This window comes from Mycobacterium sp. 1165178.9 (assembly GCF_001673555.1).
GTDB lineage: Bacteria > Actinomycetota > Actinomycetes > Mycobacteriales > Mycobacteriaceae > Mycobacterium.
Window position 1 is genome coordinate 1 of the sequence record NZ_LZMB01000459.1, and the last position, 21,192, is coordinate 21,192.

The 21,192-nt window shown below is 65.6% G+C and carries 21 protein-coding genes; 10 read left to right on the top strand and 11 right to left on the bottom strand.

Annotated elements, in window-relative coordinates:
- Positions 1-426 precede the first annotated feature (426 nt).
- A complete protein-coding gene (locus A5652_RS19470; protein WP_067355310.1) occupies positions 427-849 on the bottom strand; it encodes an Hsp20/alpha crystallin family protein in 423 nt (140 codons plus the stop codon).
- Positions 850-1,080: 231 nt separating this feature from the next.
- Complete coding sequence (locus tag A5652_RS19475; protein WP_067355216.1) at positions 1,081-1,758, bottom strand: helix-turn-helix domain-containing protein; 678 nt, start codon at positions 1,756-1,758, stop codon at positions 1,081-1,083.
- A 113-nt stretch (positions 1,759-1,871) separates the two neighbouring features.
- Here A5652_RS19475 and A5652_RS19480 point away from each other — a divergent pair, with 113 nt between their 5' ends.
- Positions 1,872-2,750 carry an NmrA family NAD(P)-binding protein gene (locus tag A5652_RS19480; RefSeq protein ID WP_067355219.1) on the top strand — a complete coding sequence of 293 codons (879 nt, stop codon included), beginning with the start codon at positions 1,872-1,874 and terminating at the stop codon, positions 2,748-2,750.
- 339 nt (positions 2,751-3,089) lie between these two features.
- Positions 3,090-3,362 carry an ANTAR domain-containing protein gene (locus A5652_RS19485; RefSeq protein WP_067355222.1) on the top strand — a complete coding sequence of 91 codons (273 nt, stop codon included), beginning with the start codon at positions 3,090-3,092 and terminating at the stop codon, positions 3,360-3,362.
- Between the two features lie 402 nt (positions 3,363-3,764).
- On the opposite strand, the gene dnaB is transcribed toward A5652_RS19485, so the two are convergent.
- The 9 genes from dnaB to A5652_RS19530 form a co-directional block, all read right to left on the bottom strand.
- Positions 3,765-5,141, bottom strand: coding sequence for a replicative DNA helicase (gene dnaB / locus A5652_RS19490; protein WP_067355224.1), 1,377 nt, complete (start codon positions 5,139-5,141; stop codon positions 3,765-3,767).
- Between the two features lie 531 nt (positions 5,142-5,672).
- A complete protein-coding gene (rplI, locus tag A5652_RS19495; RefSeq protein WP_067355227.1) occupies positions 5,673-6,131 on the bottom strand; it encodes a 50S ribosomal protein L9 in 459 nt (152 codons plus the stop codon).
- Between the two features lie 30 nt (positions 6,132-6,161).
- A complete protein-coding gene (gene rpsR, locus A5652_RS19500; protein WP_003874730.1) occupies positions 6,162-6,416 on the bottom strand; it encodes a 30S ribosomal protein S18 in 255 nt (84 codons plus the stop codon).
- A gap of 43 nt (positions 6,417-6,459) precedes the next feature.
- Positions 6,460-6,984, bottom strand: coding sequence for a single-stranded DNA-binding protein (locus A5652_RS19505; protein ID WP_067355230.1), 525 nt, complete (start codon positions 6,982-6,984; stop codon positions 6,460-6,462).
- 127 nt (positions 6,985-7,111) lie between these two features.
- Entirely contained in the window at positions 7,112-7,402 is a 291-nt protein-coding gene (gene rpsF, locus A5652_RS19510; protein WP_007771721.1) for a 30S ribosomal protein S6, read from the bottom strand.
- 134 nt (positions 7,403-7,536) lie between these two features.
- Positions 7,537-8,178: a DJ-1/PfpI family protein gene (locus A5652_RS19515; protein WP_067355233.1), complete on the bottom strand. Its 642-nt coding sequence runs from the start codon at positions 8,176-8,178 to the stop codon at positions 7,537-7,539.
- Positions 8,175-9,833 carry a glycosyltransferase family 87 protein gene (locus A5652_RS19520; RefSeq protein WP_067355237.1) on the bottom strand — a complete coding sequence of 553 codons (1,659 nt, stop codon included), beginning with the start codon at positions 9,831-9,833 and terminating at the stop codon, positions 8,175-8,177. The genes A5652_RS19515 and A5652_RS19520 overlap by 4 nt, the downstream gene beginning before the upstream one ends.
- Complete coding sequence (locus tag A5652_RS19525) at positions 9,830-12,301, bottom strand: transglycosylase domain-containing protein (RefSeq protein ID WP_156745437.1); 2,472 nt, start codon at positions 12,299-12,301, stop codon at positions 9,830-9,832. Before A5652_RS19525 ends, A5652_RS19520 begins: the two co-directional genes overlap by 4 nt.
- A gap of 181 nt (positions 12,302-12,482) precedes the next feature.
- A complete protein-coding gene (locus A5652_RS19530) occupies positions 12,483-12,917 on the bottom strand; it encodes a DUF5318 family protein (RefSeq protein WP_065029591.1) in 435 nt (144 codons plus the stop codon).
- 120 nt (positions 12,918-13,037) lie between these two features.
- Here A5652_RS19530 and A5652_RS19535 point away from each other — a divergent pair, with 120 nt between their 5' ends.
- The 8 genes from A5652_RS19535 (at position 13,038) to A5652_RS19570 (ending at position 21,190) form a co-directional block, all read left to right on the top strand.
- A complete protein-coding gene (locus tag A5652_RS19535) occupies positions 13,038-13,916 on the top strand; it encodes a DUF1707 domain-containing protein (RefSeq protein ID WP_067355243.1) in 879 nt (292 codons plus the stop codon).
- Between the two features lie 159 nt (positions 13,917-14,075).
- Entirely contained in the window at positions 14,076-14,618 is a 543-nt protein-coding gene (locus tag A5652_RS19540; protein ID WP_067131390.1) for a PadR family transcriptional regulator, read from the top strand.
- Positions 14,619-14,675: 57 nt separating this feature from the next.
- Positions 14,676-15,773 (top strand): inositol-3-phosphate synthase, encoded by a 1,098-nt coding sequence (locus tag A5652_RS19545; protein ID WP_067355247.1) that lies wholly within the window; start codon positions 14,676-14,678, stop codon positions 15,771-15,773.
- Between the two features lie 144 nt (positions 15,774-15,917).
- Positions 15,918-17,045 carry an LLM class flavin-dependent oxidoreductase gene (locus A5652_RS19550; protein WP_067355251.1) on the top strand — a complete coding sequence of 376 codons (1,128 nt, stop codon included), beginning with the start codon at positions 15,918-15,920 and terminating at the stop codon, positions 17,043-17,045.
- Complete coding sequence (locus tag A5652_RS19555; protein WP_067355254.1) at positions 17,042-18,211, top strand: sulfotransferase; 1,170 nt, start codon at positions 17,042-17,044, stop codon at positions 18,209-18,211. Before A5652_RS19550 ends, A5652_RS19555 begins: the two co-directional genes overlap by 4 nt.
- Before the next feature lies 1 nt (position 18,212).
- Positions 18,213-19,016, top strand: a complete 804-nt coding sequence (locus tag A5652_RS19560; RefSeq protein WP_156745439.1) for a sugar phosphate isomerase/epimerase — start codon at positions 18,213-18,215, stop codon at positions 19,014-19,016.
- A gap of 2 nt (positions 19,017-19,018) precedes the next feature.
- Complete coding sequence (locus A5652_RS19565) at positions 19,019-20,227, top strand: DUF1214 domain-containing protein (RefSeq protein ID WP_067355259.1); 1,209 nt, start codon at positions 19,019-19,021, stop codon at positions 20,225-20,227.
- Positions 20,228-20,275: 48 nt separating this feature from the next.
- Positions 20,276-21,190, top strand: a complete 915-nt coding sequence (locus A5652_RS19570; RefSeq protein ID WP_067355313.1) for an alpha/beta fold hydrolase — start codon at positions 20,276-20,278, stop codon at positions 21,188-21,190.
- Positions 21,191-21,192: the final 2 nt, after the last annotated feature.

A 21,192-nucleotide genomic window follows, 5' to 3' on the forward strand; every position in this document is an offset into this window, starting at 1 on the left:
GTCTTCCCCGGCCGGCGGACTGGCCTAGTCATCCTCAGTGTGATGCCATCACCTGCCTTCCTTAAATGCTGTGTCGCCTTTTTTCGCAAATGTTGCTCGCGGAGGGCTGCGCTGCACGGCGCGCACATCGGGCGCGGGCGCACTCCAAGCCTGCACGGAGACCGCATAGGACCGACCAGATGCCCGCGGCGCGACCAGGGCGCAACCCGGCAGCAGGGACGATGGGGGCGGACGAAGCAGGGTTGCCGCCGCATCGCACAAGATGGCGTCGACCTCAGCGATCAGCATGGACAACTCCGGGCCCTCGTCTAGCAGGACCGCTGCCTGCGAAACCGAACCGTCGGAGACCGTACCTGGCGCCGCCGCTGCCCCTCTGCCGCACTGCATCATCAGTAACCCGCGTTCTGTCCGCATCGAACCGGCCGATCACGCGCTGATGGCGGCGTACTGCCTGTCTTCGCGCTTGACCGCGATCTTGCGGGGCTTGGCTTTCTCGGCTACCGGAATACGCAACCGGAGGACCCCCGCGTCGTAGCACGCATCGATGTGGTCCGTGTCGAGATTGTCACCGAGCACCAACTGCCGACTGAACACCCCCCGCGCCCGTTCGGTGGCCAGCATTTCTCGGCTTGGATCGATATCGGGGCGTTCCGCGCGCACCGTTACCACATTGCGTTCGATATCGAGTTCCAGCGACTGCTCATCGATTCCCGGCAGGTCGAACTCGACGACGAACTGCTCGCCGTCGCGCCAGGCATCCATCGGCATCACCGCCGGACGCGCCGCGGTACCTGACACCTGCTGAGTGAAGCGATCGAGGTCACGGAACGGATCGCTACGCACCAACATGGTCGTCACCTCCAACACTCCCATCTATCTGTCTGTTCGCAGCGATTATCTATGCCTCACGGCATATATTTTTATATAGCTCAGAGCGCCGGCCTTGGCAAGAGAAAGTTGAAAATCCCTCCGCCGCAGGATCATCAAGAGATTCCCGCGCTCATAGCCGATTACAGCTCCGGCACCGAAGGCACCCGCGCCCTGCGAGAACCTGCATCCCTCCGTTATTGGCGTCGCACGTCAGCGAAGCGCGGCCAGGAGGCGGTCGACGCTTTGAGAATCCCCTCTGACGCTGAGTCGGCGTTCGCGTTGGGCGCGTTGTCGGGGTTCGCCATCGATAATTAGCGCCTTGAAGGTGACGGCATCGGTGTAGAGCACGGCGTCGAATTTCGGGGTTTCTTCCCGCGAGATCGTCAGTCCCCCATCGCCGATGGCGACTGTGAATTGGTCTTCGTCGAGCACGATGCGGATGGTGGCGGCGAGGCCAGGGGCGCTGGTGGCGTCGAAATGGGTCTTGAGGGCAAGCATGAGGGCATCGACGCTTATCCTCGCGTTCTGCGCGTCGATGGGCACGGCTTGACCCCATTCGCCGAGCATCAGCAGCACTCCCTCGAGTTGGCGTCCCCACTCCGTGAGTTCGTAGACCCACACCGATGCCGGGCGACCGAGTCGCCGCCGTCGGATGACTCCGGAGCCTTCGAGTTCGCGCAGCCGCTGCGACAATACGTTCGGTCGCACGGTGCCAAGCCCGGATTGCAAGTCGCCGAAGCGTTTCGGACCGAAGAGCAGTTCACGGACAATCAGCAGAGCCCAGCGTTCCCCGACAACGTCGAGGGCTCGGGCGGTGGCGCAGGCGTCGCCGTAACTGCGCCGATCCGACTTGGTTGTCACACCGCCTCCGCCGGGTTCGCTTGCCATTGCTCCACTTTAGCATGTCAGTTTTTACTTACTATCGGGCACTTGTTTTTATGAAGTTGATGGTTTTATAGTGCAAGTGCACGTTTGCCGAGCGTTTTCACCCAGGAGGAATCATGATTCTTGTTACCGGAGCGGCAGGACTGACCGGCTCGATCGTCATCCGCGAGTTCGCACACCGGGGATTGCCCGTTCGAGCGCTAGTGCGACAGTCCGCCCAGGCGGCGCAGTTCGACGCCCTACCCACCGTCGACGTGGTCACCGGCGACATGCTCGCACCAAAGACCCTCTCGGCGGCCCTCGACGGGGTGGAGCGCGCACTGATGATCTCCACTGCCGGAGTGCAGATGATGGACACTCAATGCACGTTTATAGAGGCAGCGAAGTCGGCTGGCGTGCAACACATCGTCAAGATCGCCGGCATCGATTCCGGCATCGGTTTCGATCCCTATGCTTTCCGTGCGGGCCGCTGGCACGCGCACGTCGAGCGCTACCTCGAAGGATGCGGGATCGCATGGACTCACATTCGACCGGTGCAATTCATGCAGTTCTACCTGCCGAGCACAGTGACGGGCGTCGACCCCATCCGGCGTGAACTCGTAATGCCGATCGGCGAGAGTGAGTTGTCCCCCGTCGACATCGAAGACATCGCGAAAGTGGCTGTCGCGCTTCTGCACTCGCCGGGCCACGAAGGCAAGCGCTACTTCATGACGGGACCCGAGGCGCTCACAATGAACCAGGTCGTCGACCAGATCTCTCAGGCCACCGGCGCCCCCTTCAAGTACCGCGCTGTCTCGTTGGAGGAGAAGCGCCGCCAGCTCGCCGCCGCCGGATTGCCCGATGACGCCCTAGACCTGATCGACGAGCTGTTCAGTGAACGTGCCCGGTGCACGAAGTCCTACGTCGACCTGAGCACCCACGAGACCTTCGGGGTCGAGCCGACCAGCTTCGCGCAATTCGCCCGGCGCCACGCCGCGGAGTTCCTGGCCGCGTAAGGCGGCAACCCATATCCACGATCCGCCGACTCAACGGCCGCAAGGCGTCGCGCGCGCACAATCCCGGACCAGGTCTTCGGCCCCCTAACCTGACCAACGCCGTGATTGCTCACAGTAGGTAATCAGCCAGTCCCTCCACCGCAATGACGAGTAGGCATTCAGGCCCCGTTGACGGCAGGCATCCTTCGAAGCTTAGGGACGGTTTGGTTCGAGCGGGTTTGATCGGCGCATACCTCTGTATTCGTCGTCAAGGCCGCCCAGACAATGCGAATAGGAGCCCTTTACCCGGGTATCCCCGCGCCTGTGGCGGGTGCTGGCACGAAGTGAGGTGAGGCGGCGATGAACTGCGGTGAGTATTCGGATGCGCGGATCTTTGATGTCGCCAAAGGCGTACTGATTGCGATGCAGGGCTGCAGCCTCGACGACGCGTTAACCGAGTTGGTCAGTGTCGCCGAACGTCACCAAGTTGGGGTGCTGGCGCTGGCGCGGGCATTGGTGTGTCTTGCCTCGCCCGCTCTTCAACACGACCGCGATGGTGCTGCGGCTCACGCAGCCATCGCCGAGTTCGGCGAACTGTTTTCGGCCCACCGTCATCACGTTGCCGGAACCTGAAATTTGCGAAGTCGGGTGGCTTCCTTTTCAGGGCACGAAGCCGACCCACTGCGGTAGTCGGGGGGGCCACAGCGACACCGACTGGTCAGAACCAGACTGCGCAGGGGGAGCAGGCGGTCAGCGAGCTCACCCAACATTTACGAATTGCGGCATGCACGCCGTAAAACAGGAATTTACCATCATGGATGACAGCTGATATTTGGACTTCGGACCGCCAATACCCGTGGTGCACAACGTTTTCGCGAACCCATCAACTCGCAACCGCAGGCGACGGGGCGACACCGACGTGAGATCGTAGCCTTGTCGCGCTAGCCGATTCCGACCTTCGCGGCGGATCCGCCATCCTTACGTCACAAAGTCTGGAATTCAGGCGCTCAAATCTGGAACCTACTTGGACCTAGATCACCGCGCCATGTTGGTGAACCGCGACAGGTGCAGCTGGTGCGCGACCGTCACCGTCTTGGTCGGGCCGTTTCGGTGTTTGGCGAGAATGAAGTCCGCCTCTCCCCCGCGTGGATCGTCGCGCTCGAACGCGTCTGGCCGGTTGAGCAGGATGACCATATCCGCATCCTGCTCCAGGGATCCCGATTCGCGAAGGTCCGACAGCATGGGCTTCTTGTCGGTGCGCTGCTCGGGACCGCGGTTCAGCTGGCTGATCGCGACAACGGGCACCTCCAGCTCCTTCGCCAGCAGCTTGAGTTGGCGGGAGAATTCGGACACCTCGAGCTGGCGTGACTCGACCTTCTTTCCCGACGACATCAGCTGCAGATAGTCGACCACGACCAGACGTAGGTCGGATTTCTGGCGTAGCCGGCGGGCCTTGGCTCGGATCTCCATCATCGTCAGGTTCGGCGAGTCGTCGATATACAGCGGCGCTTCGCTGATTTCGCTCATCCGCCGCGCCAGCCGCGTCCAGTCTTCGTCGCTCATGCGACCGGACCGCATGTCTGCGAGTTTGATTTTCGCTTCCGCCGATAACAGCCGCATGACGATCTCGGACTTGCTCATCTCCAGCGAGAAGATGACGCTGGCCATGCGGTGCTTGATCGAGCACGAGCGCAAAAAATCCAGTCCCAGCGTGGATTTCCCGACGCCGGGCCTGGCCGCCACGATGATCATCTGCCCGGCATGCAGACCGTTGGTCACCTCGTCGAGCTCGGTGAAACCGGTTGGGACGCCGCGCGCGACGCCGCCGTTGGAGGCGATGGCGTCGATCTCGTCCATGGTCGGCTGCAGCAGATCCTCGAGCGGAACGAAATCCTCCGACGTCCGACGCTCGGCCACCTCGTAGATCTCGGCCTGCGCGCGGTCGACCACCTCGGCCACGTCGGCGCCCTCGGCGCCCGCGTAGCCGTACTGCACGACCCGGGTGCCGGCCTCCACGAGGCGCCGCAGGAGCGCCTTCTCGGCCACGATGGTCGCGTAGTAGCTCGCGTTGGCCGCGGTCGGCACCGTCGAGATCAGCGTGTGCAGATACGGCGCCCCGCCGATGCGGCGCAGCAGGTTGCGGCGGTCCAGTTCTGCGGCGACCGTCACCGCGTCGGCCGGTTCGCCACGCCCGTAGAGGTCCAGGATCGCGTCGTAGACGTTCTGGTGGGCGGGGCGGTAGAAGTCGCCGGGCCGCAGCCGTTCGAGGACGTCGGCGATGGCGTCCTTGCTGAGCAGCATGCCGCCCAGCACCGCCTGCTCGGCCGCCATGTCCTGCGGTGGCTGACGCCCGAAGTCCTCGCTTGGCGGCGAGGAATCCATGCCCGATGCCAAGTCATCGACGACCGCCACGGATTCCCTCCTCCCCTGGCTCACGCATCCGAACATACATTCGATAGCCGACATCGAGCGTAAGTCAAGATCCTGACAACCTGCGCCGCAGAGCACCCGTACGCCCGGCGCCGGGACGACGTTAAACGTTGCTGGCTAGTAGGCAAAGGGGGTGCTGTTTATGAAGCTGTGCATCGTGTGTGCATATCCGTCGACACCTGTGTTGAGCGGGGTGTGGAGAACCTGTGGATTAATGCAAAGGGCTAGGACATCGCTGCAGATACCGGCCATACAACGCCATGCAATTCGTGTGGACAAGAATCTCTACGGCGTGTCGGGCCAGGTTACTGCGCCGGGCGTGTTGGCTTTACGCCGCGTTTTCCCAGCGTTACGGGCCGGTAAAGCGCCCCCGCGGAATGCACCCCGGAAATTGTTCGCCAGGGAGCACGTCCGCGATCTACACCGGCGGAGTGCGCCCGCGTGCCCGCAGCGCAACGAAGCCCGGCGGCGGCCGATCAAGGCCACCGCCGGGAACGAGCAAATGTCGGGTGCTTAACTCTGCGCGACGACCTCGAGCGGGACCTCGACGTCCACCTCGGGGTGCAGGTGCACCGCCACCGGGTGTGTCCCGACGGCCTTGATGTGCGATTTGGGCAGCCGCACGATCCGCTTGTCCAGGTTGGGGCCGCCGGCCTTCTTGATCGCCGCGACGACATCGCCGGCGGTCACCGAACCGAACAGCTTTCCGGAATCGGCCGCGGTCTTGACCGGCAGCGAGACCGGGCCGAGAGCTTCGATCGCCGTCTTCAGTTCGTTGGCGTGCCCAAGATCGCGCACGGCCTTGGTTTCGCGGGCCCGGCGGATATCGTCCGCCTGCCGCTGCGCGCCGCGGGAGGCCACGATCGCCAGGCCGCGAGGGAGCAGGAAGTTGCGGCCGTAACCGTCCTTGACCTCGACTGTGTCGCCGACGGCACCCAGGTGGTCGACGTCAGCCGTCAGAATCAGCTTCATCGTTTCGTACTTTCGGTAGGCCTGCGGCGACTATCGCGCCGAGGAGGTAAAGGGCAGCAGCGCCACCTCGCGGGCATTCTTCACCGCGATGGCGATGTCACGCTGGTGCTGCACACAATTGCCGGTGACGCGACGCGCACGAATCTTGCCGCGCTCGCTGATGTAGGTACGCAGCAGCGCGGTGTCCTTGTAGTCGATCGCTTGATCCTTTTTGGCGCAGAAGACACATTTGCGTGCCTTGACCGGCTTTTCCGGAGCCGGCCGCCGCTTGTTGGACTTGGCCATGTCTGTCTTTCTATCCGTTCTCTATTACTGAAGTTTTCTTTGATCAGAAGGGCGGTTCGTCGTCCCCGCCGCCGAACGAGCCCGATGCGGGCGCACTGCCCCACGGGTCGTCGGCGGGCGCACTGCTCGCCGGGGCCGGCTGCTGGCGGGATCCGCCGCCGCCGCCACCGCCGAAACCGCCGCCACCACCGCCACCGCCGCTGCGACTGGCCTTGTTGACCTTGGCTGTGGCATACCGCAGCGAGGGACCGATTTCGTCGACCTCGACCTCGACGACGGTGCGCTTCTCACCTTCACGAGTCTCAAAAGAGCGCTGCTTGAGCCGACCCGTGACGATCACCCGGGCACCACGCGTGAGGCTCTCCGCGACGTTCTCGGCAGCTTCGCGCCAGATGTTGCACCGCAGGAACAGCGCCTCGCCGTCTTTCCACTCCCCGCTCTGGCGGTCATAGATTCGCGGTGTCGACGCCACGGTGAAGTTCGCGACGGCGGCACCCGACGGGGTGAACCGCAGTTCGGGGTCGGCGGTCAGGTTTCCGACAACGGTGATAGTGGTGTCACCAGCCACAGTTTCCTCCTCGTTCCGGCCCTGTTCCTCGCCGCTCGGGTGGTGGGTGTCATGAGCGTACTTTCGCTGAGCTCTCCACAGCCTAAGCAGGTGCGCCGACGAGAAGCACGCGACGCAGCCAAGGCTGTTAGTGCTTGTCGGTGCGCATCACCTTGGTGCGCAGTACCGACTCGTTGAGGCTCAGCTGCCGGTCGAGCTCGGATACCGTCGCCGGCTCGGCTTTCAGGTCGACGACGACGTAGATGCCTTCGGCGTGCTTGGCGATCTCGTAAGCCAGACGGCGCCGGCCCCAGATGTCGACCTTGTCGACGGATCCACCATCCTTGCGGACGACGTTGAGGAACGTCTCCAAGGATGGGGCAACGGTGCGCTCGTCGAGCGTGGGGTCAAGAATGACCATGATTTCGTATGGACGCATGGAAACCTCACCACCTCCTCTGGTCTCAAGCGGCCACGGACGTTCCGTGGCAGGAGGGCCGCCTGCGTCGGCAACCGCACCAGGCTACCGGATAGCGAGCTGACCAGAAAAATCCGGCCGATTGGGCAACCCCGCTATTGCCGGGCGGCCAAGTATTCGTGTGCCCTTGCCACGGTCGTGGGATCGGCCTTGGCGAGGGCGCCCGAATCGAAGGGCGGCTGCGGGTCGTATTCGATGAGCAGCTGAGCCGCCTGTGCGGCCTGGCGATCGACGAGCAGTTCCACCAGACGCAGGGCCATGTCGATGCCGCTGGACACCCCGGCGGCGGTGATGATCCGCTGCGGCAGGTGTTCGACGACTCGTTCCGGCACGTAGCGGGCGCCCAGACCATCGAGAAGCTCGGCGGCCCGCCAGTGGGTGGTAGCGGTGAGCCCGTCGAGCAGTCCGGCCGCAGCCAGCAGCAGGGCACCGGTACACACCGAGGTGGTGAACGTGGTCGTGCGGTGCACCGCCTGCAGCCACGCCTTGATGGCCTCGTCGTAAATCAGCTGCCGGGTGCCGATGCCGCCGGGGAACACCACCACATCGGGGGCGTCCACCTCGTCGAAGGTGGCGTCACAGCTGACGCCGAGCATCCCGTTCTCGGTCCGCACCTCGCGGCGCTGGTGCCCGACGAACACGACCTCGATCGACGGAATGCGTTGCAGCACCTCGTAAGGCCCCACGGCGTCGAGCGCGGTGAATCGCGGAAAGATCGGGATGGCGACCCGCGTCATGACCTGGCGCCGCTTACCACTGCGGGTTGCTCGTCGGCGTCGTCGGACGCCGGGACGTTCGAGCGGCGCGACCCGACCGGCCGCAACCAGTCCGGCAACCAGCCGGGTGGCGCGTCGGCCGCGCGGTCGAACGGTCCGCCCGCCGGGTCGTCCACCCGTGCGCCCCATCGCACCAAATCCTCGCCGGGCCGGTATATCTGGCGAATCACTAACGCGCACAACATGATAACCGCGAGATCGCGCAGCAGCACGGTCGTGGTGAAGAACTGTTCGGGCAGCGAGCGGTTGGGGTTGCCATACAGGTAGTACATCCGCGGCACCCACACCAGCGCGTCGACGGTCATCCATGCCAGCAGCAGCCGCCGGTGCGGGAGGGCGAGCACCGCCAGCGGCACCAGCCACAGCGAGAACTGCGGGCTCCACACCTTGTTGGTCAGCAGGAAAGCCGCGATCACCAAGAACACCAGCTGCGTCACTCGCGGGCGTTGCGGCGCGGTCAACGCGATGAATGCGATTGCGGCGCAACACGCCACGAACAGAACCGCGACGACGGTGTTGAGGACCGTCGGCGGCTGCCAGAACCCGAGCTTGGGATCGAATCCCCGCCAACCGGTGAACGACTTGATGACGTTGTACAGCGAGTCCATGTCCTCGGCGCGCCGGGTGTTGAGCCGGAAGAACTCCGACCACCCGCGGGGGAAAAACACCAGCACAGGCAGGTTCACCAACAGCCAGGTCACCCCGGCCGCCACCGCCGTGCGCACCCACGCGCGCAGCTGCCCGGTTCGGACTCCCAGAAGCAGCATCGGACCCAAGAACAGCAACGGATACAGCTTCGCCGCGGCACCCAAGCCGATCAGCACGCCGGCCAGCACCGGTTTCCGTCGCGCCCAGGCCAATAGCCCGGCCATCGCGAAAGCCGTTGCCAGCGCGTCAAAGTTGGTGAATATCTGAAAGATCAATATCGGCGAGCCGGCCACCAGGGCGGCGTCCCAGATCCGCCGCCCGGCCAGGCCCGCGCTCGCCCATACGGTGGCAAGCCAGGCCAGGGCCAGCCCGAATGCCGCGACATCGAAGAACATCACCACCTCGGCGACCACCGGAAGTGGGGCGAGCTTGCTCAGCGCGGTGTAGGTCTTGGCCAAAGCCATCGACACGTACTGGTAGATCCCTGTCAGCACGGGATACTCCATGTAGCGCACCGCGGGCTGACCGTCGTAGCGGATCTGCTGGGCGCCGGTCGAATCGGTCTCGACCCAGCTCGACTTGTAGGGAAATTTGCCTTGGCTCAACAACTCTGCGCCGTAGAGCGGCACGGTGTCGGAGTAGCACAATTCGTAGTAAGCGCGTTGGTTGTCCCAGTTGGCCACCCGTTGATCGCCGGTCCCGGTGCCGGTGCTTTGCAGGCAGGCCGCCTTCGTCGACCAGCCCAGCGCCAGGAAGACCAGCCCGATCAAGAACATCACCCGCAGCGGGGTCATAAGCCGAGAGCGGCCGATCAGCGCGTGCCGGCCCACCGGTCCCCCGATGACGTCGGCGAGCGCGGCGCCCAGAAAGTCGGTGCGGCTCGGGCAATCTCGGTTGTCGGCGCTGCGCAGATCCGCGGCCAGCGACTGCGGTGAAGTGGTCGCGCCGTCCTCCGCGGCTTCGGTCACGGTGGCGGTGGCGGCGCTTGGGGTCCACCCGGCGGGACGCCACCACCGCCCGGGGGACCCCCAAACGGCGGGCCACCGAACGGGCCGCCCGGCTCCGGGCCACCCGGCGGGCCGCCGGGTGCCGGTGGCGCCGCGGTGATCGTCGTGGGCGGACCGACCGGAATAGTGATCCCCGGCGCCACCTCGATGGTGGGCTGAATGACGGTCTCCGACGGCGGCGGTGGTGGCGGCGGCGCAACGGGCACGCCCGCGTAGCCGCCGATCTCCGTCGGCTTGGGGAAGGATTCGTTGGAGGTGCCCTTGAGCGCCCCGTCCATCGTGGACTTCCAGATGTCTGACGGCAGCCCCGAACCGTAAACCGGTCCGCCCGAAGCGGTTACCAGCGGGCTATCTCCTTTGGCCGTGCCCACCCACACCGCCGTGGACAGCGAAGGCGTGTAGCCCACCATCCAGGCGTCCTTGTTGGAGGTGGTGTCCCCGAGCTGGGTGGTGCCGGTCTTGGCCGCCGACGGCCTACCGCCGGCCAGCGCGTGGCCGCGGGAATAGGCGGCGATCGGCACCATGGCCGCGGTGACGTTGTCGGCGACGGCCTTGGGCACGCGCTGCTCGCTCTTGTTTTCGGAGTTGGCGGCGTCGAAAAGGACCTGGCCGTCGGAGTTGACGACCTTCTGCACGAAGTGCGGTTGGTGATAGACGCCGGAGGCCGCCAGCGTGGCGTAGGCGGAGGCCATGTCGAACACCCGGGTTTGATACTGGCCCAGCACGACGCCGTTGTTCGGCGGGCCGCCCTTGCCGTCCTCGGAAAGGGTGTGGTCCACACCGGGGAAGCTGGTGGCGATGCCGGCCTGGTGGGCCGCGTCGGCGACGGCCTGCGGGCCCCCCTTGAGCTTGAGCATCAGCCGGTAGTAGGAGGTGTTGAGCGACATCTTGAGCGCCTGGGCGAGGTTACAGGTCCCGCAGCTCTCGCCCTCGACGTTGGTGATCTTGATGCCGTCGACCGTCAGCGGTGAACTGTCGACCTGATAACCCAGCCCGATGCCCTGTTCCAGGGCGGCCACCAGCGCGAACACCTTGAATGACGACCCGGTCTGCAGTCCGGCCTGAGCGAAGTCGAAACCGTTGGCGTCGGTGCCGCCGAAGTACGCACGGATCGCGCCGTCGTGCGGGTCGACCGAGACCGCCGCCGAGCGCATATCCGGGTCCTGGCCGTCGAGGTACTTCGACACCGCCTTTTCCGCAGCCTGCTGAGCCTTGGGCTCGATGGTGGTGGTGACCTGCAGGCCCTGGGTGTTCAGGGTGCGCTCGTCGATGTTGAACAGCTCCATCAACTCTCTGGTCACCTGACGCTCGATCAGCCCGCTGGGCCCGGTCGTCTGGTTCTGCGCGCGCGCCTGATCCGGCGGCACGGTCGGCGGAAACTGCTGCGCGGAGCGGTCACTCGGAGACAGCGCCTTGGTTTCCACCATGCCGTCGAGCACCCACGCCCAGCGCGCCCTGGCGCCTTGCGGATCGACCGCCGGGTCCAGGGTCGACGGCCGGCGGATGAGCGCCGCCAGCAGTGCGCCTTCGGAGACCGTGAGCTGCTCGACGGGTTTGTTGAAGTAGGCCTTGGCGGCGGCCGAAATCCCATAGGCGCCCCGCCCGAAATAGATGATGTTCAGATAGGCCTGCAGCACATCGTCTTTCGACCACTCCCCCGACATCTTGGTCGCGATCACCAGTTCCTTGGCCTTGCGCATCAAGCCACTGACTCCGTGCTGGGCCGAACCCACCAGCGCGTTCTTCACGTACTGCTGGGTGATCGTCGAACCACCCTGTAGGTCGCCGCTGCCGAAGAGGTTGTTGTTCACCGCACGCACGAAACCGCTGAAATCAAACCCGGGGTTCGAGTAGAAATTGCGGTCTTCGGCGGCGATCACCGCCTGGCGCACGTGGACGGGAACTTGGTTGATGTTGACGTCAACCCGATTGCCTTCCGGCGGGATGATCTTGGCGATCTCCGAGCCGTCGCTGGCCAGGATCGTCGAAACCTGGTTGGTGCGAAGGTCGCCCGGCTTGGGGATGTCGACGATGAAGTACGCCATCGCGAACGTGACGATCGGCAACAGCACCAGCACCGCCGCGCTGATGTAGGCCGCTCGCCGGACCCACAGCCAGTTGATCTGTTCGGTCCAGGCCCAGTCGCGCCACGGTGGGGCGGGCCGGCCGCCGGGATCGCCGGGTCCTCCTGGACGTCCGGGGTGCCGGGGCGGAGGGGGCGGTCCACCGGGCGGACCACCGCCGAGGCTGGCCCTCTGCGGGCGGCCGGATGTCGGTCCCCGGCCGTCCAGTGCCGCCTTGACCTCGTCGAGAGCGTCGCGCCGCAAGGGCGTCGAAGGCGGGCCGGCCAGCGCGGCTTTGACTTCCTCGATGGGATCGGACCGCCGGGGAGCCCGGTCATCCTTGACCGGCGGCAAGATCGTCGTCATCCGGTCATCGGGCGGGGCCTGACGGCGGCGGTTGATCGTCGGCGGCGCTTCCCGACGTTCGGGATCGCGCCTGCCGGCGTCCGGACGCTTGGGTTCCGGACGCTCGTCAGAGTTCTGATTGCCTACACGCTCAGTCGCTGGCCCACGCGGGTCACCGGACGACTGACCGTGGCGTCCTTCGTTATTCAATGGCCGTGCGGGCGTTGTTGCGCGCCGTCCGCGTGCGTCCGGTGCCCCTAGGCGGAGGTGCCGTACGCGCCGCACCGAGCACATAGGACTTGACGAGATGGTTCCAGCTGCAGGTCCGGCAAACCTCCACCACGTGGACCGCGAACTCCTCGAAGCGGGTTGCCAGCATCACCAATTCTTCGGCCGTGCGCGCTGAGCCCGACACCGCACCGAGGTGTTCGCCGAACACCCATGACACCAGCGTCAACTGCTCCTTGCGGCAGATCGGGCACATGACCTGACTCGGTTTGCCGTGAAACTTGGCGGCGCGCAGCAGATACGGGTTCGCGTCACAAACCTCGGACACGCCGGTGCGGCCCGAGTACACCTCGGCCAGCAGTGAGCGCCGCCGGAGCGCGTAGTCCACCACTTGTCGCTGCAATCGCACGCCCACCAGAGTACGTCGCCATCCCGAGCAGGGATACGCAACCGAACCGTGGCCGTCCGTCCGGGGTAATCGACGGTGGTTGCTGGGCCAAACCGGGACCGGACTTCTACGATCATCCCCGTGGCGAAATGGCTCGGGACACCGCTGGCCGGCGGGGCGACAACGACTACCCGCGCCAAGGACACCGATCGCCAAGACACCTGCACGGTCCTCGACGACGCCCTGGCCGACGGCGAGCTCTCCGCCGAAGAACACCGGGAGAGGGTGAGCGCGGCCACCAAGGCGGTAACGCTGGGCGACTTGCAGGCCTTGGTGAGCGATCTGCAGACCAACGCGGGGCGGCCATTGCCGGCCCTCGACTCGCGGCCGAAGGTATCGCGAGTCAGCGGCTGGGGGGTGCTGGCCGCCGCCTTCGTCGTGTCGGTGGTGCTGGGCATGGGCATCGGGTGGGGGCTATACGGGAACACCCGCTCGCCGCTGGACTTCACCACCGACCCGGGAGCCAAGCCGGACGGCGTCACCGCCGTGGTGCTGACGCCGCCCATCCAGCTGCACTCGGTGGGCGGCCTCACCGGGCTGTTCGAGCAGATGCGCAAGCGTATGGGCGACACCACCGGCTACCGGTTGGTGATCTACCCGACATACGCGGTGTTGGACCGCCCGGACCCCTCCGACGACCGCCGGATACTGGCGTATACCTACCGCGGCGGCTGGGGCGATCCGACTAGTTCGGCCAAAAGTTCCACGGACGGTCCCGTCCCCGTCGACCTGAGCAAATTCGACGTGACGAAGACCGTGGGCATCATGCGCGGCGCCCCCGAGACGCTGCACATGAGGCCGTCTGACGTCAAAAGCACGTACCTGATCGTCGAGCCGGCAACCGACCCGACCACGCCGCGCGCGCTTTCGCTGTCGCTGTACGTCTCCAGCGACTACGGAGGGGGTCACGTCACCTTCTCGAGTGACGGCACCGTAAAGCAGACGAGTCTGCCCACGTAGAAGCCCGGTCCCCCGGCGCATTCCGCGCCGAGGCGCTGTGACGAACTCCAAACCAACACTTGGTGGTGTTGTGGCTAATATATCGAGACGATACGATTGCGCGAGGCGTCGAACCGTCGTAACCAGCCACGCAAATCTTGTTTCAGGGAGGTGAGTCGATTGCTGGAGCTTGCCATCCTGGGTCTCCTGATCGAGTCGCCCATGCACGGCTATGAGTTGCGCAAGCGGCTAACCGGTCTACTCGGCGCGTTCCGGGCGTTTTCGTACGGATCGCTCTACCCGGCCCTGCGGCGCATGCAGGGCGAGGGGTTGATTGCCGAGAACGCCGCCCCGGCCGGAACGCCGGTTCGGCGCGCCCGGCGCGTCTACCAGTTGACCGACGAGGGCCGCCGGCGCTTCGGGGAGCTGGTGTCCGACACCGGTCCCCACAACTACACCGACGACGGCTTCGGGGTACACCTGGCTTTCTTCAACCGGACTCCGGCAGAGGCGCGGATGCGCATTCTGGAAGGCCGCCGCCGTCAGGTTGAGGAAAGGCGGGAAGGTCTGCGCGAAGCCGTTGCGCGGGCCAGTAGCTCGTTCGACCGCTACACCCGTCAGCTTCATCAACTGGGGCTCGAGTCAAGTGAGCGCGAAGTCAAGTGGCTCAACGAGCTCATCGCTGCGGAGCGGGCTATGCCAGGTCTCTCCGAGCAAACGTAAACCCCCTGCACGAACCCAGCATCCCAGTCAGTGGTTAGAGGTTAGGAGAACGCCCATATGAGTGAGCAGAACGCGCCGCAGGCGTCGACGGAGGTACGAGTCGCCATTGTCGGCGTCGGTAACTGCGCGTCTTCGCTGGTTCAGGGCGTGCAGTACTACTACGACGCCGACGCGAACAGCACCGTGCCCGGCTTGATGCACGTGAAGTTCGGCCAGTACCACGTCCGCGACGTGAAATTCGTCGCCGCGTTCGACGTGGACGCCAAGAAGGTCGGCTTCGACCTGTCCGAGGCAATCTTCGCGTCGGAGAACAACACCATCAAGATCGCCGACGTCCCGCCCACCAACGTGACGGTGCAGCGCGGCCCGACGCTGGACGGCATCGGTAAGTACTACGCCGACACCATCGAGGTGTCCGACGTCGAGGCCGTCGACGTGGTCCAGGCGCTGCGCGAGGCCAACGTCGACGTGTTGGTGTCGTACCTGCCGGTGGGTTCCGAAGAGGCCGACAAGTTCTACGCCCAGTGCGCAATCGACGCGGGCGTGGCGTTCGTCAACGCGCTGCCGGTGTTCATCGCCTCCGACCCGGTGTGGGCCAAGAAGTTCGCCGACGCCGGCGTGCCGATCGTCGGTGACGACATCAAGAGCCAGGTCGGCGCGACCATCACCCACCGCGTGATGGCCAAGCTGTTCGAAGACCGCGGCGTGCAGCTGGACCGCACCATGCAGCTCAACGTCGGCGGCAACATGGACTTCCTCAACATGCTCGAGCGCGAGCGCCTCGAGTCCAAGAAGATCTCCAAGACGCAGGCCGTTACCTCCAACCTGCAGCGCGAGTTCAAGACCAAGGACGTGCACATCGGCCCGTCCGATCACGTCGGCTGGCTCGACGACCGCAAGTGGGCCTATGTGCGACTCGAGGGCCGCGCCTTCGGTGACGTGCCGCTGAACCTAGAGTACAAGCTCGAGGTCTGGGACTCGCCGAACTCCGCGGGCGTCATCATCGACGCGGTGCGCGCCGCCAAGATCGCCAAGGACCGCGGCATCGGCGGCCCGGTGATCCCCGCGTCGGCCTACCTGATGAAGAGCCCGCCGCAGCAGCTGCCGGACGACATCGCCCGCGCCCAGCTCGAAGAGTTCATCATCTCGGGCTAGACACCCTTCGGCCCGCGAACGTCGAGTTGTTGCGGCGACAAGCCGGAGGGCAGCCCCACAACTCGACGTTCGGCCGGCGGACGGTGCGGCGCAATCGCCAAACCATCGACACAATGCTGTGCAGCTGCTTAGCATCATGTCTCGATGACCGTTCAGCCCGCAGCGTTTCTGCGCACCACGCTCCCCCTCGACCTCTCCGGGCTCGCGGAACTCGACAGCGGTCGCTATCACTCCATCTGGCTGCCCGATCACATGGTCAGCTTCTGGCCGGACTCGATCTGGACACCCGAATTCACCGACCTGGCCACCGCTTCGGCCTCGCCACACCGCCACCTGGACGGGCTTGCGGTAGCGGCCGCGGCGGCCGTGCGCACCGAGCGGGTTCCGCTGGTCAGCGCCGTCGTCGATACCGTGCGCCGCCACCCCGCCATGCTCGCGCAGACGGCGTTGACCATCGATCACCTCGCCAAGGGGCGTTTCATCCTCGGACTGGGCAGCGGCGAGAGCGAAAACACGGTGCCCTACGGCTTCGACTTCTCGCGGTCGGTCAGCCGCTTCGAGGAAGCGCTCGCGGTGATCCAGTTGCTGTGGCGCAGCGACGGCCCGCTCGACTTCGACGGCCAGTTCTATTCGCTGCACCATGCCCGATTGGACACCGAACCCTACGAGGGCCGGCCGCCGCCGATTTGGATCGGCGCCAGCGGCCCGCGGATGCTCGACATCGCGGGCCGCTACGCCGACGGGTGGTGGCCGGCGGGCGCCTGGACTCCGGAGCACTACGCCCAGATGCTCGCCGCGGTGCGGTCGTCGGCCGAATCCGCCGGCCGCGATCCGATGGCGATCACCCCCTGTTTCATCCAGGTGTGCCTGATCGGTGCCGACGACGCCGCCCTCGCCGAGATCCTGCAGGCGCCCCTGGTCAAGGCCTTTGTTCTGCAGGTTTCCGCGAAGACTCTGCGCGGCTTTGGATTCGAACATCCGATGGGTGAGAACTGGCGTGGATTCCAGGACATCGACCCGGCCGTATTGACCCGGGAGCGGATCGTGGAGTTCCTCGGCAACGTGCGCCCCGAGATGGTTCTGGCCGTCGTGCCCCACGGCACACCGAGAGAGGTCGCCAAGATCGTCAAGACGTACGTCGACGCGGGGCTGCGCGTGCCCAAGATCCTTGACTACGGCGCCATGGCCGGCTTGCAATACGCACAGGCCTCAGCAGCGAACGTCCGCGCCGCCGAGGACGAACTGATGCGACTCTGCGGAGACCTGCCGTGACAACACGTTTGGACGCCGCGGAGATACTCGCCGCCGCCGAGGCGGAAACCGGGCTGCACGATTACGGCGATCCCACTCTGCCCGAACGCTTCGCCGTCGCCGTCGACCACCTGAACGGTCTGGGCATGGATGCCGACGGCCGCTTCGAAGCCGCGCAGGTGTGCCGTTGGCTGCTGACGTCGCGCCTCGAACTCATCGAAGACCGCAACCGCTATCCGATCGGCGCCGAAGTGATCGCGTCGCCGATGTTCGTCACGGGCGAGCCCCGTTCGGGGACAACGCTTATGCACGCCCTGATGTCGGTCGATCCGCACGCCCGGGCGCTGCGGTTCTGGGAGGTGATGTATCCCTCCCCACCGCCGGGGCTGGCCGCACCCGACGACGACCGGCGGGCGCGCGCCGACGCCGACTGGCTTGAGATCAACGCCAAGATGCCGAAGTGGCTGCACAGCCACCCCTACAACGACATGCTCGGCGACGGCCTTCCCGAAGACGAGCGCACCTGGGCGTTCGACTTCCGGGTGATGACCCCTACGGCCTGGTGGCGGGTGCCGATGCAGTCACTGGTCGGCGGCCTGGCAACCGACCCGGCCGCGCAATATCGGCTGCACAAGGCCATGCTTCAGCAATTGCAATACCGGCGACCGCGAAAATACTGGGTGCTGAAGGGTTTTCACGGGTTCCGGCTCAAGGAGATGTTCGACGCCTACCCCGACGCCACGCTGGTGTGGCTGCACCGCGATCCGGTTCAGGTCGCCGCCTCACGCACGATGATGATGGCCGACATCGCCGACGGTATGGTCGGTTCCGTCGACCTGCACGCCCTGGCGAAGATGCATCTGGAGTTGACGCGGGAGGGCGTCGCCAACACCATGAGCAATCCCATGGTGGACGATCCGCGCATCCTGCACATCCGCTACACGGATTTCGTCGCCGATCAGGTGGGCACGGTGCAGCGCTACTATGCGTTCGCCGGCCGCGATGTCACGCCGGAGGCCGAATCCGCCATGCGCGACTACCTGGCGAACAACCGCGGCGACCGGTACGGCAAGTTCCGCTACTCCACCCAGCTGCTGGTCGATATCGGCGAAGACCTCAATGCGCTGAACGCCGAATTCCAGCCGTTTCGTGCACGATTCGGCGTCGAAATCGAAACCCGTGACTGACGTGGCGACACCCCACAAACGTCTGTCGGTCCACGACGTCACCTTCTTCGGCGCTTCGTTGGCGGAGCTGGAAAAGCATTGGGCCGCCCTCGGTGTGTCGCGATTGAGCGTCTTGGACAGTGAGCTGCTCGACCCCCAATTCCCAAAGCTATTGCAGCGCAACACCTACACCGTCGAGGCGGTGTGCCACATCTTTGGCGGTGGCCGGCTGGACACCGGCGCTCGCACGGCACGGGACGCACTGCTGCCGGTGATCGACGCCGCGGCCGCGGTGGGTGCGCGCGTGGTCTATATGCTGACGGGCGGTCGGGGCGCGCTGGCCTGGCCGCAGGCCGCCGACCGCTTCAGCGCCATCATCGCTCCTTGTGTCGAGCACGCGAAGCAGGCGGGCGTGGCGCTGGCGATCGAGAACGCCTCGAGCCTCTACGCCGACATCCATCTCGCCCACACCCTGCGCGATACCGTCACGCTGGCCGAGATGAGCGGGCTCGGCATCTGCATCGAGCTGTTCCACTGCTGGGCGGAGGGCGATTTCGAAACGATGGTGCAGCGGGCATTGCCGCGCACCGAGCTCATCCAGCTCAGCGACTACGTGCTGGGTGACCGGGCGCTCCCGGCTCGCGCGGTGCCCGGCGACGGTGTGATTCCGCTCGAAACGTTCCTCGCCCAAACTCTTGCCGGCGGTTACCCGCACGGATTCGACCTGGAACTGATCGGGCCACGCATCGACGCGGAGGGCCACTTGAAGGCCGCGCGGCGCGCCTGCAACGTCGTCGGCGCGATGCTGAACAGATTGGGTGCCTGACAATGGGTTTCGGTGATGGTCCCGACGACGCGGCGCTGCGATCGGCATGGACCGAATTCTGCGCCCGGCTACAGCGCGCGGGCGAACGAGTCTTCAAGGACGCCAACCCGCCCGCCGGAGCGCAGCGCGTTGACGCGTACCGGTTTCTCACCCAGAACCTCGGGCAAGCCTTCGATTTGGCGCTCGAGACCCGCGACACCGGCTACCCGGCGCTGCACACCTTCTGCGGGCCGACGCGCAAGCTCGGCGGGGACTGCGCCGACTTCACCTATCAGCAAGCATGGATCGACGGACACTCGGCCTATCGGCTCGTCGGCACCCGCGGCACCGCGCGCTTCTTCAACGTCACCGTGCAGGGACGACGCGTCCCGGGACCGGGCGTCCTGCACGAACCTTTCGGTGACACACCGCAGGCCAACCTGCTGGGCCACCAGCTCGATCTCGATGCCGATGGACAATTCGAGCTCTACATCGGTGGGCCCGAGCGGCGGTCGAACTGGCTGCCGACCACGCCGGAGTCGCGAAAGCTGTTCATCCGTCAGGGATTTGACCGCTGGGACGAATCGCCGGCGCAGATGCGGATCGAACGCATCGACATGGCCTCCCCCAAGCCGTTACCCACCCCCGGCGACATGGTCGACGCGATGAGCTGGGCCGGTGATTTCGTCACCGGGCTGATGTCCGATTGGCCCGAATACCCCTTCCACTACGGCGGCGTGGACGCCGAGCATCCGAACGCATTTCCGCGCGTCGGCGCCACCGACGCCGACAACAAGCGCGGCCGGGCCGCCGCCAACATGTATTGGGAGCTGGCCGCCGACGAGGCACTGATCGTCGAGTTCGACGCCCATGACGGGCTGTGGATGTTCACCAACATGGGTGTCTTCTTCAACAGCATGGACTACCTGTACCGTCCAGTGAGCTACACACCGAGCCGCACCCGAATCGACCACGACGGCCGCATCCGACTCGTTATGGCTCACCGTGATCCCGGGGTGCACAACTGGCTGGACACCCAGGGCTTCGAACGCGGCAATCTGACCTACCGGCACATGCTCGAGGGTGAACCCGCGGTGCTGGACACTCGGGTGGTCAATCACGACGAATTGCTCGGCACTCTGCCCGAAGAAACAGCCATGGTCAGTGAATCCCAGCGCGCCACCGCGATGTGGGAACGCTTCCACGGCATTCGCCGCCGCTATGTCCTCTAGCCCGACGGTGGCGACCCGCCCTAGACGCCGGCGCTAGTGTCAAAGATCGTGACCGAGATCTCCGAAGACGAACTGGCCGGGCTGTCCGAATTCTCGCTGCTGTCCGAAAACGCCGAGCAGGCCGGAGTCTCCGGTCCCCTGCCCGAAGCGGAGCGCGTCGAGTCCGGCACGGGCGAAAGCAAAATCAGCGCCTTGCGCTGGGGCAGCGCACCCCCGCGGATCGTATTCATGCATGGCGGCGGCCAGAATGCGCACACCTGGGACACCATCATCGTCGGCATCGGTGAACCCGCGCTGGCGGTCGACCTGCCCGGCCACGGTCACTCCGCCTGGCGCGAGGACGGCGACTACTCGCCGCAGCGCAACGCCGACACCTTGCTGCCGATCCTGCGCGAACACGCCGCGTCGGCCGACCTCGTCGTTGGCATGTCGCTGGGCGGATTGACCGCGATCAGGCTGGGGGCGGTGGCACCCGAACTGGTCAACGAGCTGGTGCTGATCGACGTCACCCCGTCGGCGCTGCAACGCCATTCGGAGATGACCAAGGAGCAGCAGGGCACCGTGGCGCTGATGCACGGGGAGCGCGAGTTCCCCAATTTTCAGGCGATGCTCGACTTGACGGTCGCGGCTGCGCCGCATCGCGAGGTGAAGGCACTGCGCCGCGGGGTGTTCCACAACTCGCGCAAGTTGGAAAACGGCAACTGGACGTGGCGCTACGACGCCATCCGCACGTTCCCCGACTTCGCCGGTCTGTGGGACGACGTCGACGCTTTGTCCGCACCTGTGACCCTGGTGCGCGGCGGCTCATCTGGTTTCGTCAGCGACGAGGACGCGGCCGAGCTCAGCCGCCGCGCAAAGCATTTCCGCTCCGCGCACGTCGTCGACAATTCGGGCCATTCGGTCCAAAGCGACCAGCCCCGCGCGTTGATCGACATTCTGCGTGGGGTGCTCGAGGCACGCTGAAC

Bases quoted from the DNA above. Each gene is read 5' to 3' on its own strand.
- A5652_RS19470 (WP_067355310.1), bottom strand. From the start codon at position 849: ATGTTGGTGCGTAGCGATCCGTTCCGTGACCTCGATCGCTTCACTCAG.
- A5652_RS19475 (WP_067355216.1), bottom strand. From the start codon at position 1,758: ATGGCAAGCGAACCCGGCGGAGGCGGTGTGACAACCAAGTCGGATCGG.
- A5652_RS19480 (WP_067355219.1), top strand. From the start codon at position 1,872: ATGATTCTTGTTACCGGAGCGGCAGGACTGACCGGCTCGATCGTCATC.
- A5652_RS19485 (WP_067355222.1), top strand. From the start codon at position 3,090: ATGAACTGCGGTGAGTATTCGGATGCGCGGATCTTTGATGTCGCCAAA.
- rplI (WP_067355227.1), bottom strand. From the start codon at position 6,131: ATGAAGCTGATTCTGACGGCTGACGTCGACCACCTGGGTGCCGTCGGC.
- rpsR (WP_003874730.1), bottom strand. From the start codon at position 6,416: ATGGCCAAGTCCAACAAGCGGCGGCCGGCTCCGGAAAAGCCGGTCAAG.
- rpsF (WP_007771721.1), bottom strand. From the start codon at position 7,402: ATGCGTCCATACGAAATCATGGTCATTCTTGACCCCACGCTCGACGAG.
- A5652_RS19515 (WP_067355233.1), bottom strand. From the start codon at position 8,178: ATGACGCGGGTCGCCATCCCGATCTTTCCGCGATTCACCGCGCTCGAC.
- A5652_RS19525 (WP_156745437.1), bottom strand. From the start codon at position 12,301: ATGACGACGATCTTGCCGCCGGTCAAGGATGACCGGGCTCCCCGGCGG.
- A5652_RS19545 (WP_067355247.1), top strand. From the start codon at position 14,676: ATGAGTGAGCAGAACGCGCCGCAGGCGTCGACGGAGGTACGAGTCGCC.
- A5652_RS19550 (WP_067355251.1), top strand. From the start codon at position 15,918: ATGACCGTTCAGCCCGCAGCGTTTCTGCGCACCACGCTCCCCCTCGAC.
- A5652_RS19565 (WP_067355259.1), top strand. From the start codon at position 19,019: ATGGGTTTCGGTGATGGTCCCGACGACGCGGCGCTGCGATCGGCATGG.